Annotated in this window: 16 protein-coding genes; 3 read left to right on the top strand and 13 right to left on the bottom strand. The window is 40.5% G+C overall.

The window, feature by feature from the left end:
* Positions 1–158 precede the first annotated feature (158 nt).
* Both lepB and ABE28_RS05855 read right to left on the bottom strand, forming a co-directional pair.
* Positions 159–722, bottom strand: coding sequence for a signal peptidase I (gene lepB / locus ABE28_RS05860; protein ID WP_064466626.1), 564 nt, complete (start codon positions 720–722; stop codon positions 159–161).
* A 32-nt stretch (positions 723–754) separates the two neighbouring features.
* Positions 755–1,369, bottom strand: a complete 615-nt coding sequence (locus ABE28_RS05855; RefSeq protein WP_064466627.1) for a TVP38/TMEM64 family protein — start codon at positions 1,367–1,369, stop codon at positions 755–757.
* 292 nt (positions 1,370–1,661) lie between these two features.
* Between ABE28_RS05855 and ABE28_RS05850 the strand changes: the two genes are divergently transcribed.
* Positions 1,662–2,021 carry a YhjD family protein gene (locus ABE28_RS05850; protein WP_064466628.1) on the top strand — a complete coding sequence of 120 codons (360 nt, stop codon included), beginning with the start codon at positions 1,662–1,664 and terminating at the stop codon, positions 2,019–2,021.
* A gap of 781 nt (positions 2,022–2,802) precedes the next feature.
* On the opposite strand, the gene ABE28_RS05845 is transcribed toward ABE28_RS05850, so the two are convergent.
* Positions 2,803–3,363 (bottom strand): competence protein ComK, encoded by a 561-nt coding sequence (locus tag ABE28_RS05845; RefSeq protein ID WP_064466629.1) that lies wholly within the window; start codon positions 3,361–3,363, stop codon positions 2,803–2,805.
* Between the two features lie 304 nt (positions 3,364–3,667).
* Between ABE28_RS05845 and ABE28_RS05840 the strand changes: the two genes are divergently transcribed.
* Positions 3,668–3,904 carry an IDEAL domain-containing protein gene (locus tag ABE28_RS05840; protein ID WP_083231962.1) on the top strand — a complete coding sequence of 79 codons (237 nt, stop codon included), beginning with the start codon at positions 3,668–3,670 and terminating at the stop codon, positions 3,902–3,904.
* A 74-nt stretch (positions 3,905–3,978) separates the two neighbouring features.
* Here the strand turns inward: ABE28_RS05840 and ABE28_RS05835 are convergent, their stop codons facing one another.
* The 7 genes from ABE28_RS05835 to ABE28_RS05805 form a co-directional block, all read right to left on the bottom strand.
* Complete coding sequence (locus ABE28_RS05835; RefSeq protein ID WP_064466630.1) at positions 3,979–4,788, bottom strand: YitT family protein; 810 nt, start codon at positions 4,786–4,788, stop codon at positions 3,979–3,981.
* Between the two features lie 150 nt (positions 4,789–4,938).
* Positions 4,939–6,204 (bottom strand): M48 family metallopeptidase, encoded by a 1,266-nt coding sequence (locus ABE28_RS05830; protein WP_064466631.1) that lies wholly within the window; start codon positions 6,202–6,204, stop codon positions 4,939–4,941.
* A gap of 236 nt (positions 6,205–6,440) precedes the next feature.
* Positions 6,441–7,133: a LuxR C-terminal-related transcriptional regulator gene (locus ABE28_RS05825; RefSeq protein WP_069191702.1), complete on the bottom strand. Its 693-nt coding sequence runs from the start codon at positions 7,131–7,133 to the stop codon at positions 6,441–6,443.
* 175 nt (positions 7,134–7,308) lie between these two features.
* Positions 7,309–7,836: an HD domain-containing protein gene (locus ABE28_RS05820; RefSeq protein ID WP_064466633.1), complete on the bottom strand. Its 528-nt coding sequence runs from the start codon at positions 7,834–7,836 to the stop codon at positions 7,309–7,311.
* Between the two features lie 173 nt (positions 7,837–8,009).
* Positions 8,010–9,554: a fatty acid--CoA ligase family protein gene (locus ABE28_RS05815; protein WP_064466634.1), complete on the bottom strand. Its 1,545-nt coding sequence runs from the start codon at positions 9,552–9,554 to the stop codon at positions 8,010–8,012.
* 180 nt (positions 9,555–9,734) lie between these two features.
* Positions 9,735–10,724 carry a lipoate--protein ligase gene (locus ABE28_RS05810; RefSeq protein WP_064466635.1) on the bottom strand — a complete coding sequence of 330 codons (990 nt, stop codon included), beginning with the start codon at positions 10,722–10,724 and terminating at the stop codon, positions 9,735–9,737.
* Between the two features lie 43 nt (positions 10,725–10,767).
* Positions 10,768–11,502 (bottom strand): MBL fold metallo-hydrolase, encoded by a 735-nt coding sequence (locus tag ABE28_RS05805; RefSeq protein ID WP_064466636.1) that lies wholly within the window; start codon positions 11,500–11,502, stop codon positions 10,768–10,770.
* A gap of 169 nt (positions 11,503–11,671) precedes the next feature.
* On the opposite strand from ABE28_RS05805, the gene yhfH reads away from it, so the two are divergent.
* Complete coding sequence (yhfH, locus tag ABE28_RS05800; RefSeq protein ID WP_064505164.1) at positions 11,672–11,800, top strand: protein YhfH; 129 nt, start codon at positions 11,672–11,674, stop codon at positions 11,798–11,800.
* 153 nt (positions 11,801–11,953) lie between these two features.
* Here yhfH and ABE28_RS05795 read toward each other — a convergent pair whose 3' ends face one another.
* From ABE28_RS05795 to hemE, 3 genes are all read right to left on the bottom strand, one after another.
* On the bottom strand, positions 11,954–12,529 hold the full coding sequence (locus ABE28_RS05795; protein WP_064466637.1) for a TetR/AcrR family transcriptional regulator: 576 nt from the start codon (positions 12,527–12,529) through the stop codon (positions 11,954–11,956).
* Between the two features lie 191 nt (positions 12,530–12,720).
* On the bottom strand, positions 12,721–13,656 hold the full coding sequence (hemH, locus tag ABE28_RS05790) for a ferrochelatase (protein ID WP_064466638.1): 936 nt from the start codon (positions 13,654–13,656) through the stop codon (positions 12,721–12,723).
* A 51-nt stretch (positions 13,657–13,707) separates the two neighbouring features.
* A complete protein-coding gene (hemE, locus tag ABE28_RS05785; RefSeq protein ID WP_064466639.1) occupies positions 13,708–14,751 on the bottom strand; it encodes a uroporphyrinogen decarboxylase in 1,044 nt (347 codons plus the stop codon).
* Between the last annotated feature and the right edge of the window lie 31 nt (positions 14,752–14,782).

Here is a 14,782-nt window from a genome sequence, read left to right as displayed (position 1 = left end):
TATCATACCAGAAAAACCTTCACAATTTTGATTAGGATTCTGTTTCCAATCAAGATCCACTATCTATCATTTTAACGTTCCTCCCCAAAAAACACCAATCATACGTTCGCTTTTTTCCCTAAAGAAAAAGCCCTCTGTTTCCCGGGCTTTGCAATCATTCATTCACCTGTAAATCTATAATTGAATTCTTTGAGCGGCCAATACCTTACATCCACCTTACCGACGACATTTTGCACCGGTATGAAACCAAAATGGCGGCTGTCCGCACTCTCAAGGCGATTGTCACCCATGACAAAAAGCTTTCCCTCCGGAACTGTGGTCCCGCCGGTCAATTCCTTTAATGTGAAATCTCCTGTGAAATCCTGATCTGGAAACCCTTCCTTCCATTTCTCGAGATAAGGCTCATCCACTTTCTTGCCATTTACGTATAGCCAATCATTCTTGTAACGGATGCGGTCCCCTGCAATCCCGATCACTCGTTTAACATAATCTTCCTTTGTATTCGCATGAAAAACAATAATGTCAAAACGGTGAATATCGTGAATCTGATAAGTGATTTTATTCACAACAAGTTTGTTGCCATCTTCAAGGGTTGGCTGCATGGACTTCCCTTCAACATCATAGCTTGAAAAGAAAAATGTACGGATCAAGATGTAAATAACAAAAGCTATCACTGCTGCTTTTATCCAATCGGATAAAGAATTCTTGTTTGTTTTTCCCATCTCGTCAACCCCTACTACATTTATAATCTAACTTATTGTCCTTCTTCTCTCTTCATGCTTTTATTTAACCGGACTTCCAGTCTTTTTCCCACATACCATAGGATGAAAATGACGAACCCAATAATGATCGTGCGTACGGGCTTATGTATTAAGGATACTAAATCGTAGCCCACGAAGCTAATCGTGAAAATCATCACCGCTTTCCCGCCTACGACTGCCAGTCCATATTGCAACGGACTGACTTTTGAAAGGCCAGCCACGATATTGACGATGGCTGAGGGTGTAAAAGGGAAGCAGAGCAAAATGAATAAAGGCCCGAACCCGTGACTTTCCACCCAAACCATCAAACGCTGAACCTGCTTATGTTTTTGCAAAAATCGAAAAAACCTCATTTGACCGTATCTTCTAATGACCAAGAAGACCAAAAATGATCCCGCTACCGCACCAATCCAGGAAAATAAAAATCCCCACCATAGGCCAAATGCGGTTGCATTAGCCAGAACGAATACCACTAAAGGTAAGAAGGGTAAAAATGCTTCCAGCATCGGCATCAGGATTCCAGGAATTGGACCGAATGAGCGATATTGCTGAATAAGCCCCGATATATTATCAAGTGTAAACCACTCACGTATTGTCTCCAAGTCCATAACTATCTCCCTCGACATGCTGCCGTCAAAGCAGCATAAACTTATTAAAAAGCTGTTTATTTTAGATATATCACTTTCCTCTGAAATTGCAAGAATTATTATCCATATGTCTTCATACTTTCCCTATCTCGGGAAAACATAATCTTGTTAACAAAAATTTCACCATTTTTCAAAACAACTTGCATATAGAAAGAAAATACTTTAGGATAATTAAACAGGAACAAACGTTCCGTTCGTTTTAAAGGATACATATCCATAGTAGAAAGTGCTGATTCAGAAAGGGGCGGTCATGATGACCCGCATTCCAGAGGATGACCGGAATATGATCGAAAAAGCCATCTACCTACCGATGGTGATTACAGTCTTACACCGGGATCTCAAAGTCATCGAAATTAGTCCGTTTAAATTAAGAAGGCCCTATTCCGAGCTAGTCGAGCATATACTGAAAATCGTTCAGGCTGATTTTACCGAGGTTCGCCGCTATCTGCGCAAGGAAAATATTAAGGTGAGTGAAATCAAACGCGATGAATCCTTTACGATGTATTGTTTTTTATATAAAGGATACGAGGAGCATCACAATTATTTCAATCCACGCCTTCGTAATAAAACCGAAGACCTGTTGTGTTATTACTTTTTTGAACGAAGTAGGTAAGGGGGAACTTGAGCGGAATAGCCATGTCGCAAACGACTGCAGGCAAATTCGAAAATGTTGCTTTCCTGTAGCTGAATGATGCTTGTTGTCGACTGCCCAGGGAAGATTCAGTTGGCCTTGGGCCATAAATCCGTCGCTTAGCGGTTCAGAGAGTGAGTTGAATTCAACACGCAGCTATTTTTCCCGCTCCCTTAGCTTTACTTTTTCAACTATGATAGGAGCATAATATGGTATTCCCTCTCAATTTCGACCAAGACAAACCCTATGTATCTTTAAACAATAATGAAGCGGGCTCGCATGATCATCAGTCTTTTCCATATCATCCCCTCTTATTTACAATATATATACCTATCATTCCAAAAACTACCATTCGAGCGTCTTTAAATGGTTTTCGCAAAAATTTGTTATGCTCCTAAATACTATCCGCAACCTTCATGGGTCCTGATTACATGGCAATACTTGTATCTGAAAGATGAATGAAGCAATAGCTTCGTTGCAATTGTGCAATATTAAACATAAAGGTCGACAGGTACACTATTTTGACAGCTTACCCTAACACAAAAGCTATAGAATGCGAGGTATATCCATCTCCCTCTCATCTATAGCTTTTATAATATCAAATACGGTATGTCACGGGCTCTATTCTAGTACGTAGACCTTCACATATGAAATGCTCCATCCCTTCCTTTTTCCATCTTCAAAAGTATGGGTACTTCGGTAAAAAAGCCTTGGTCCGTTCTTCTTCACTCTTATCTCAAATTAAGTGTCTTTTTTTGAATCTCTAACGCGGTAAATATTTTGACATTACCTCTGAAGCCTTGGCTCCACTTGCATCGTTGAATAAATAGAAAGACTTCCTCTTTGTTTCCTCAATCCTTTGAATCAGTTTCGTTTTTAAAAAGGATGTCCGGTGCAGCTGATTTTCGAACGAGCTGTATGATACCTCCATATCGATGGTTTGTTTATTCCTGAATGTGACGGTCGTATGTTTGGGATCCAGGCGATCATAGGCAACAACATGCTCATGTGATAACCAGATGCATTGAGGCCGGAGCGGGGATGTAGTTGGAAAGAAAAAAATCGAACTGGTCGGATCGATCGCGATTGGCGCTTTATGTGTGATGTTTATGAGCTGCCGTGTTCCTTGTCTGCGACCTTCGTAACTCGACCCAAAGAACTCACAGCTTTTCTTGATAATTTCCAAAGGTTTGAACGGTGATATGAACTCGTCTTCCATTTCTATGATACGGGCATAGATTTTACTGCCATAGTTAAGCGGTGCAACCATAAGTGTATGGGGCGTAATTTCATATTCCTCAATAATTCCCTGGTTGTTTTGCATCAATGTTAACCCACCTCTTCCTCATTACATTAAAATTAGGCATTTTCACTATATAGGTAATCTTACCCCATTCACCATAAAACGAGTGAAGAGAGCTAGCCCAAATAAGTAAATTTCCTCATTATAATAGCACAATAAGTTACTAAAAAAATAAAGTTCACAAAAAATTAAAAATTCTTACAAGAAGCGCTCCTTCCGTCATCTTTAAGACACATTCTCTATTAATATTTGAATTTTTAAAATTTTCAGTTGATTTTATCCACGCAAATCCATATACTAATAAAAAGGGTCAGGGGTGGTAACTTTGAAAAATGAAAAATCTTATTCAGAGTCAGTGAAGTCCTTATCAATGAGCGAAATGAAAAACGATGCCGTGGTTCAAGAAATGTTGATTGATATGATTATTCTGGAAGCCGTCCTTACTACCAAAAAGAATATCCTTTCGAAGCAAATTGATGAAGCCTTGGATATAAAAAACAAACCTTTATTCCTGAAACTTAGTTCTGAAATGAACGTTTTACTAAAACAGTTCGGAAGTTAGATTTTACGCCTCAAGAACAGCTTTATCGTATGAAAAGCCTCCCATAATGCCGGGAGGCTTTTCTTTATTTATAATCATTCCTTATGGAACATTCCCATGACCTCTGCTGTTTCGGTAATATTGACAAAGGCATTCGGGTCCACTTCTTTTATCATCGTTTTGACGTCGGTTAATTGGTAGCGAGTGATGACCGTCATCATCACTTTACTCTTTTCCCCGGAGTATGCACCTTCACCATCCATGACCGTAATCCCGCGATATAAGTTGGTTAGAAGCTTCGCTTTCATCTCGTCACTCTTTTTCGTAACGATCATCAAGGTCAGTTTAATGTGGTTGGAATGAATCGTATCAATCACTTTTCCGGCAGCATATATGGAAATCAATGTATATAATGCGGCGTCCCAGCCAAAGATGAAGCCTGAAATGACCACCACGACGGCATTCATCACAGATAGTAATGAACCAAGCGGGAAGTCGCTCTTCTTAGCCAAAAGCATGGCGATGATATCAAACCCGCCGGAAGATCCTGAAGCACGAAAGATGATCCCGATACCGAAACCGGAAATGATCCCGCCGAATAAAGAGGACAAAATCGGTTCAGTGGATACACCATGGATTGGAATCAGGTATAAACTGACGGAAATTACGACAACTGACAATATCGTATACGTAATGAATCGCCTTCCCAATTTTAAGTATCCAAGGATCAGCAATGGCAGGTTCAACAGAAAATTCAATATTCCAGTGTTCACTGGAGTAATGATACCAAGCATGATCGCTATTCCACTAAGTCCGCTGCTTAAAATTAAATGAGGTATCAAAAATAAGTTATAGGCAACTGCAACGAGCACAGATCCTATAGTGATGAAAAGTACATTATACATAACTGATCTCCTTAAACGAGCTGACAATTTAATTAATTATAGTGGAGAACGTCCGCTTTTATAAAATAAAAGTTTTTTCTGATAAATCCCCGGCCATCCATATCCACAGATCTCAAAAAAGTAAAAAACCAGCTCTTTTTCAGCTGGCTTTCAATCATCCTTTGTATCTGCCTTTTCAATCGTGGAGATCCGTTCGAGCATGGTGGGATGTGAATACCGAAGCCATTTCACCAAAAATGGCGGATTCACCTGACTTAGCCCAGACCTCGTGAGTTCCTGAAATGTGGTAATTGCCGATTCTTTATCCCCGGTCATTTCGATGGCATATCGGTCAGCCCTCGTCTCTTCGTATCTGGAAACAACATTCGAGAGTGGGCTGGATGCAAACAGCAGCATTGCCGTAATCAAAAGAAATAATGGCAAAGAAGAGATGCTGCCTACCGAATGCACCTTTAACAGATGGCCCCAGCGCTTGATGATATAATTCATGATTTTTGATGTTAGCCATAGTCCGATCAAGGTCAAGCCTAAATAGCCGGCAATGCCGAAATAGATGTGCTTTTCGACATAATGAGCCATTTCATGTGCCATGATGAAAAGGATTTCGTCTTCCTTCAGCTTGTTCAAGGTCGTATCCCAAAGGACAATCCTAGAATTGGAACCTATCCCTGTCACATATGCGTTCAAGGAATTCGTCTTTTCTGCCATATTAACTTCATATACGTGTTCAGCTGGAATTTGCGCCTGCGAGGCAAGTGATAAAATTTCCGTTTCCAACTCTTTATTTTTGAGCGGATAAAATTCATTATACAGTGGATCGATTAGTACAGGCTGAACGAACATCATGAACAGTGTAAAAGGGATCGACAGCATCCATGCATAGAGCCACCACTTCTTCACACTTTTCTTCATTAACCAATATAGGACGGATACAATGATAAACATCATCCCGAAATTCACCCAGAATTCAATGATTCCATCCTTCATCCATGATGTGAAGCTTTGCGTACTAATATGGTAGCTCTTACTAAGTCGGTAGCCGATGAAGCTTATTGGAAAAAGTGCCATATAAGAGATGATGGAAAGCCAGAATAAGTAAATACCCGTTTGGATCACTTTTCGCCTTGAAACGGCCAATGCCGACTTTTCAATTGCCCTAGATATGCCAAATAATAAAATGAAAAAATACAGCAGCCATTCAAACGGTGTAGAAACGAAGAATATGAAATTGCGCAATCCCGAATACTCTTCGCTAAGCTTTAATTCCCTGGCATTCAAGAATGTAGCAGGATCTGCTGCAGTTCCACGCAATGCGTCGGGAATGCCGGTATCGGCCCCATAAAAAATATACCAATACATCACTGCTACATACAGGATATATACTAGAATAGCTCTCCCAGCCCATTTTCTAACCATGATGCCCCTCCTTCGGAATTTCCCTCATAATAGTTTAATCCAAAATGGACAGGTTAGAACCGCATTTCCTGCTAATATTATTCTTTCCTTCAAGCCCTTTTGCTCCTACACATCTCCGATTGCAATAAATTCATCAATGACATACGGTTTTTATAACAATACAGTCGCCAACTAACGAGCACGTAAAGCCCCTTGTTTTTCGACAGTTTTTTAATGGTTAAAGAAGAGATGACCAGTCATCCCTTCATACTCCTATTTTGGTAATTATACAAAAGAGCCAAAAGCTCCGGGCGATTACTCACATTCATTTTTTTGTAAAGCCGGCTAATATAATTTTTCACAGTGCCTATGGATAAATATAGTTTTTTTGAAATCTGCTGGTTCGTTTGTCCTTCAGTGAGGAGAATGAGCAGTTCATACTCACGCTTGGAAAAAGACCCCAAGCTTTCTATTGCCTTATCCAAAGCGACGTTCTCCTGCCCTATCCCTTCCGGTTGAAACTTCCTCATCAGAAAGCCTTTAATAGATGCAGGATAGATGATTTGCCCGTTGGCGCATTGGCGGATTGCTGCCACAACTTGTTCGATTCCGCCTTTTTGTAACACGTAACCCGAAGCCCCATGAGCTATCGCTTCAATGAGATAGTGATCCTCTGGATAGACAGTAAGGATAACTATCGGGATGGAAGGATGTTTTTCCTTTAGCATCAGCATCATTTCGTGTCCATGCGTCCAGGATATCCGGACATCGAAAAGAATGACATCAGGCATGGTTGCCGTTGAAACAGCAAGGCTGCTCAATTCCCTTACACTTCCAATGGCCCCGATGACCGTAATATCTTCCTCCTTTTCGAAGATTGCCTCAACCCCCCCTTGTTTACTAACTATCAATAGCTTAATCACCTTCATATCTTCACCTGTTCTTTTCATTATTTACTACATTTTTCTCATGGCATTCACATAGTTCCTTCGAACTACATTTTACTTCTTCTTTCACTTGATAACAATATAAGTGAAATATATGTAAAATCAAAATTTAAACTGTAAGAACACATTAAAAAATGAGAGTTTCCGAATATAAAAAATGCTATCAACCCGTTTGCCTTCAGGATGATAGCCTTTTTCTTTGTTCTTCATCAATGAGTTTATCAAGGTTCATGATACTTTCCTTTGCCCGGAGAAAATCAATTTTGCGGTAATGGTGCTTCCCGCCCTCTTCTTCATCTTTTTCGTCTGCCCATTTGACGACCTGCTGTAGTGGGGTACGGATAATATCATTAGAAGGTAAGAATGAATCGGTGTGAAATAAAATGGCGAGGGAAATGGTTTTTGCCTTGATCGGATTTTCCCCTAGGCGGATTAACAGTTTATGTGCTCTTTCCGCACCTTTAATCGGATGGATATCATTTTGCTTGTACAGGTCATAATCCCATTTTCCATTACGGTACCAGGTGAAGTGCCCCATATCATGCAAAAGTCCAGCCTTGGCAGCTATATCAGGATCTATGTTATATTCGTTGGCTAGGTGAAACGAATGGTATGCTACCGCAATCGCATGGGCAAGACCTGAGCGGTTCAAGTATTTTTGAGCAATGGGATGTGTAAAAATATCTAATAGCTTTACATCTCTCATCTAACCCCTCCTTACAATTATGTGGAAATTTTTAAAGACAATCATAACTCTTTTAGAACAAAGAATCAAGGCTTAAAGCTTACCTTAAATATATTATGCATCGCATTACGCTTTGTTTGTACAAAAAGACGACCATTGCAGTTTTGACAATGGTCGCCTTTGATCATTCATTTTCAGTTGTGGGTGACTTGCGTTTTTAATGAACGCCTTAAAATTTTTCCGGTTGTGTTTTTTGGAAGTTCATCCAAAAATTCAATCTTTGCCGGCACCTTATATTTAGCCAAGTGCTCCAAGCAATAATCCAGCAGATCTTCTTCGGTCAATGCTTCGTTTTTCCTGACCACGAAGCATTGAACCACCTCTCCCTGATTTGGATCTGGCGCGCCTATCGCTGCTGCTTCAACTACTTCAGGGTGGGCATAAAGGATTTCTTCGACTTCCCGTGGATATACATTATAACCACCTACAATGATCAGTTCCTTCTTGCGATCTACAATGAAAAAGTACCCTTCATCATCCATGCGGGCTAAATCACCTGTGTATAACCAGCCATCTTTCAATACAGCTGCCGACTCTTCGGGCATCTTATAATACCCCTTCATGACATTAGGTCCTCTGACAATCAATTCTCCTACCCCGTTCATTGGGACTTCTTCACCAAGCTCATTGACGACCTTGTTTTCCACCCTAAGGATGGATGTTCCGATCGATCCCGCCTTCCTAGGCCTATCAAGAGGATTGAAGCATGTAACAGGAGATGCTTCGGAGAGGCCATACCCCTCTGAAACTCTAACATTGAATTTTTGTTCGAATGATTCAAGCAAAGAAATTGGCATGGCAGATCCGCCTGAAATGCAGATCCGCAATGACCTTAAATCGTCTTTTTGCCCTTCTGGATATTGGAAAAGAAAATTATACATGGTTGGTACGCCAGCAAAGACGGTTGCATCATATTTTTTGATTTGCCTGAAAATTTCCTTCGGACTGAATTGCGGAACAATTAATAGCGTACCTCCTTGCAGCAATGGTGCATTCACTACGACCGTCAAACTGAAAACATGGAACATGGGCAATGTCGTGATGACTCGATCATTTTCCGTGATTTTCAAATATTCGCCCACATCAAGTGCATTCGAGAAAATATTGGTGTGAGTAAGCATTGCCCCTTTAGGCTTGCCTGTTGTTCCGGACGTATAGAGGATGATGGCCGTATCATCGGGATCCAATTCCGGGCCTTCAAAGCGTGCATCCCCATTTAAAATCATGTTTGTAAACGATTTCATTTTTGGGTATATGCTTAATTCGCTTCTATCCCCGTTATCAGGCTCTGTTTCACAAATAACATAGGAATCTACATGTGAAAGGATGGGGTTCATTTTCTCAAATAAGGGTAACAGCTTATCCAATGCCACGACGACCTTAACATCGCCGTTATTCAGGATGTATCCAATCTCATCAGGTGTGTAAATCGGATTTACGGGTATTACGGTAGCTCCAGCTCGTATGGCTCCATACAATGAAATAATGAAATGTGGTGAATTCCCTAAAACCAGGGCAACATTATCACCTTTCGAAACACCAAGCTTATGTAGTTCATCAGCAAACCTTGTAACGGCTTTATCCAATTCCCCATACGAGGTGGATTGATCCATAAAATAATAAGCTGGTTTGTCAGCCTGTCTTAAAGCTGTTTGATGAAGCTTTTCGGATAAATTCATCGTTCTCCCTCCCCTGTAAGCACCATGAATGAATAATCATTCATTTTTTAATTAAACTAAATACCTTTTTATTATATTAAAAGAAAATGATTACAGCAACAATTTTATCCATATTCAAGAAATTACTGTCATTATCAGACACAAAAGCCGTCCTATCAGGTTAGGACGGCTTTATCGTACTTAATAGATTAAAGTCAATATTTCCTCTTTCGTTACATTGCCAAAATAATGTTGAACGTCTATCTGATCTAAGGCATTGCTGATAGCGTCTTTTTCATAGCGTATTCCAGTAAGTTTTAATTCTATATCCGCAACCTCCCCGACCCCAAAGAAGTCACCGTAGATTTTACAATTTTCGATGATCCCCTTGTTCACTTCCAGACGAATATCCACTGACCCTACCGGAAACCTGTGCGAATTCTGCAAATTGAACTTAGGCGATTTTCCATAATTCCATTCCCAGCTTTGATATCTTTCTTCAGAAATCTTGTGGATTTGCGTCCAATCTTCCTCCGTCAATACATATTCAGTGACCTCACCGCTCTCCTTGAATATATTTTGCAGAAGGAAAGAACGGAATTCCTCGACAGACATTGGTTCTTTTAGGAAATCGGCAATATTTCCGACTCGGCTTCTTATCGATTTAATTCCTTTAGATTCAATTTTATCTTTTTTCACTTTTAAAGCGGATACAATATGGTCCATTTCGGATTGAAACAACAATGTTCCATGACTGAACATTCTGCCCTTCGTCGAAAACATCGCGTTCCCCGAAATTTTCTTTCCTTCAGCCAGGATGTCATTACGGCCGCTCAATTCAGCCTGAATTCCCAGTTTCTCGAGGGTTTCCACGACAGGCTGGGTGAATTTCTTGAAATTATGGAAACTATCACCGTCATCTTTCGTGATGAAACTGAAGTTGAGATTTCCCAGGTCATGATAAACCGCTCCGCCACCGGAAAGCCTTCGAACCACAGTTATGCCATTTCCATCTACGTAGTCGGCATTGATTTCTTCGATCGTATTTTGATTTCTGCCAATGATGATCGAAGGACGATTAATGTAGAATAGAAGATAGGTTTCATCTATATTTAAATGTTTAAGAGCAAATTCTTCAATGGCAAGGTTAATTCTCGGATCCGTAATTCCCTTATTATCAATAAAAAGCACAGTTGTTCCTCCTAGTATGATTCATTCGCATCACTTATTTTTTTTATAATTGGAATTCAAGATTTGTTTTCGCCAAAGCTATTTCCCTTTTGAATACCTCTGAGGCCTCTTTTTTCAGTTGATCAAGATCTCCATAATGAGGGAGATGAGTTAACAGCAATAGCTGTACATCTGCCCTTTCTGCTAACATCCCAGCCTCCCTGGCCGTCATATGCCCCGCATTTGAGCCATCCATATCACTGTAAAAATTACATTCACATAATAGAACATTGGCATCTTTAGCGAAATCCGCCAGCTCATCCATATAAGAACTGTCACCTGTGTAAACAATCGAATGATTCTCAGCTTCTATCCTCATTGCAAAACAAGGTACTGGATGCTTCGTTTTCATGAATGTGAATGTACACGGTCCAATGGTTAGCGGTTCATTTGCAGAATAAGCGATCCCCTTTGTCACGTCTTTATACGTTAACTTCCCAAATTCAGCTTCATCCAAATCATGTCCATAAATCGGGATTGTCCCTTTTCCACTGCCCAATATTTTCTGAATTAGTGCAGCGTGCTGCAGTACACCGACATCCGCTACATGATCCGGATGATAGTGCGACAAGACGACCGCACCCAAGTCTTCGGGCTTCATATGATTTTGCAGCTGTGATAGTACACCGCTGCCACAATCAAGCAGAATACGAAAATCTTCATATTCAAGCAAATAGCCTGAGCTTGCCTCATTTTTAGCTGGATATCCGCCCCAGCAGCCAATTACGGTGATTTTCATGCTAGGCACTCCTTTATTATCTGTCTATGACTTCCCCATTAATATAAACTATTCTTGCCCCTATTTCACCTTTTTTACTTATGTTATAAAACATTATTGACATGATAAATCTGTTATAATACAATAAAGGCACAGAATAAGAATCCAAAAATTTCAGGAGATGATGATCATGATTCAAAGTAGCGTTGAGTTCTTCAAAAACCTGCCTCCTAAACAATGCACGGATTGCGGAAAAAAAATTGATGAACAGCACGAATGTTATGGAAACCACTGTGACCATTGCCTTGCTGGAGAGTAATCAGTAGTACGAGTTGCACCATTTGCTTCCCAAAAAGAAGCATGATTGTATATTACGTTCAGTTTCTCAGCTGACCGTCCCCACATACAAGAAGAGATACCACTAACGAGTGGTATCTCTTCTTTGTATGTGCAAGTCAAGAAAATAGAATGATTATGGAGCGGATAATCCCTTGAACAAATATATCTTGAATAGTTCGGCAATTTCTTCTTTTCCTAATGGATCATGATTCCTCTCCCAATCAAAGATAAGGGCAAGGTACATTTTTAGCATCAGGAAAGCCGTTATTTCTGGATCACAAGGCTGAATATATCCCTTGTCGATCGCTATTTTTATTTTTTCCTTAATGTAGGATATGACTGCTTCTTCCATTTCATTGACCATTTCCTGAACGGCCGGGGTACCAATTTCGCGCTCTTCCTGAAGAAGCTTTAAAGATAATTGATGTTCCTGCCTGAACTCCAGAATTCGAAAAACGGCCCGGTGCAGATTTTCAAAAAAGGAAAGTTGCTCGTCCAAAGCTTGTTCAGCCTCATATTTCATTTCCTCTATCATTCGCTGAACGATTTCTTTGAATAGCTCTTCCTTATTTTTATAAAACGTATAAATGGTCCCTTTTCCCACATTGGCAATTTTAGCGACTTGGTCCATGGTCGTCGCCTTGTAACCAAAAAGGGAAAACGACTTGGTCGCGGCTTCCAAAATTAATTTTTTACGATCAACAGACATCTCCCACCCCAATTCTGACCAAATGAACAAAATAGTCAATAATATCTTATCAAAAGTATTCAGTTTTTTCAATCATTTTTTTATTACCTGCAGAAAAGATGGCTGTCCAGTATATAACGGGACAGCCATCTTTCAAAACAAATATACACTTTAAGCGGTTAAAACATGCTGTTGGCAAGTAAGAACAGTAATCAATTTTCCTGAAGTCGATTTAAGATGATTGTCGCCAATGCATCGATGAACTCCGGCTTTACGTTAGGCATATCCGGACGGTAGTATGCCGCACCGACTTCATCCGTCACCACTTTACATTCATAATCATTATCATAAAGGACTTCAAGATGCTCAGCTACAAATCCAACCGGAATATAGATGAAGGCTTCATAGCCCTTCGCTTGATGAAGTTCCCTCGTTAAATCCTGCACATCTGGTCCTAACCAAGGTTCTGGCGTTTGTCCCGCGCTTTGCCAGCCCACTGCATAATGGGTAACTCCTGCACCTTTTGCAATCATTTCAGCCGTTTCCTTCAGTTGATCTGGATAAGGATCCCCCAGCTGCAATATCTTCTCTGGGAGGCTATGCGCCGACACGATCAAAGCATAATTATCGCGTTCTTCAGAAGTCATCCTTCCAATCACCGATTTCACTTGATCCACCCAATATTGAATGAATTTTGGCTCATCGTACCAGCTCTCCACCGAAGTGATCGTCATATCACCGAATTTAGCGGCCTCGTCCTGTGCACGTCCATTATAAGACTTGACACTGAAGGTTGAAAAATGCGGAGCCAATACAATACTGACCGCTTCCTTGATGCCATCATCATGCATTTGTTTCACTGCATCTTCAACAAAGGGTTCAATATGCTTCAATCCTAGGTATGCTTTGAATTCGATTTCTTCTTGAATCGAATTCAATTGCTTTTCAAGGTCTTCAGCTTGTCCAGCCGTTATTTTGGCAAGCGGGGACAATCCGCCTATCGCTTCGTACCGCCCTTTCAGATCCGCAATCAATTCGTCGCTCGGTCTTCTTCCATGACGAATATGTGTATAATACCTTTCAATATCCGCTTCAGTATATGGAGTTCCATAAGCCATGACTAAAAGGCCCATTTTTTTTCTTGACATGAAATTACACCTCATTTAAGAATTTTTATATTGTCTACCCGTTAAGGATTTTCACTTTCGTTTTGATGAATATTCATGTATGAAGGAAGTTAGCCTCTTCAGTGTTTCCGGATTTACGGAAGGGAAAACCCCATGTCCAAGATTAAAAATGTATCCATCCTTTTCCATGCCTTGATCAAGGATTCGTTTCGCCCGCTCTTCAATGACATCCCAAGATGATAATAGCAGGGCAGGATCTAGATTACCTTGAACCGTCTTATGTATACCCATCTGTCTTGCTTCTGTGATCGGCAGTCTCCAGTCCAATCCGACTACATCTATCGGAAGGTCATTCCATTCAAGCGCCAAATGACTTGCACCGACACCGAACATGATTAGCGGAACATTTTCTTCACGTAATGAAGAAAAGATGCGATTCATGATTGGCTTGATGAAAACACGATAATCTTCCACGTTCAATGCCCCGACCCATGAATCAAAGATTTGGATGGCCTTGACGCCTGCTTTAATTTGGGACTTAACATAGACAATGATCATATCCGCTAATTTATCCATCAATGCAAACCAGGCCACAGGCTCGGAGTACATGAAGGCTTTTGTCCGATTGTAATTTTTGGAAGGACCTCCTTCGATCATATATGAAGCGATCGTAAATGGTGCGCCAGAAAAACCAATCAAAGGCACGGACAATTGCTCCGTGGTCAATAATTTGATTGTGTCTAATACGTATGGAATGTCCTCCTCCGGGTTCAATTCCCCTAATCGCTCAACATCTTTGACAGATTGGATCGGATTGGAGATGACAGGACCGATTCCCGACTTAATCTCTACATCCACTCCTAGGGCTGGTAGCGGTGTCATTATATCTTTATACAAAATGGCTGCATCAACATCATATTGCTCGACGGGCAATCTAGTCACATAAGCGCATAATTCAGGCTGATGGGTAATTTCAAAAAGGGAGTATTTCTCCTTCAACTTACGATATTCCGGCTGTGAACGGCCAGCCTGACGCATATACCAAACAGGCACATGATCTGTTTTTTCTCCTCTAGCAGCTTTTAGAAATGTATCATTCGTAATTTCCTTAGACATTATTATCCACCTTTCAAGCAATCACGTTTCT

Origin of the sequence: Peribacillus muralis (assembly GCF_001645685.2) — a bacterium.
In the GTDB taxonomy this organism is placed as follows: domain Bacteria; phylum Bacillota; class Bacilli; order Bacillales; family DSM-1321; genus Peribacillus; species Peribacillus muralis_A.
Note: the sequence above shows the minus strand (reverse complement) of the source record. Positions and strands in the feature narration are given on the sequence as shown.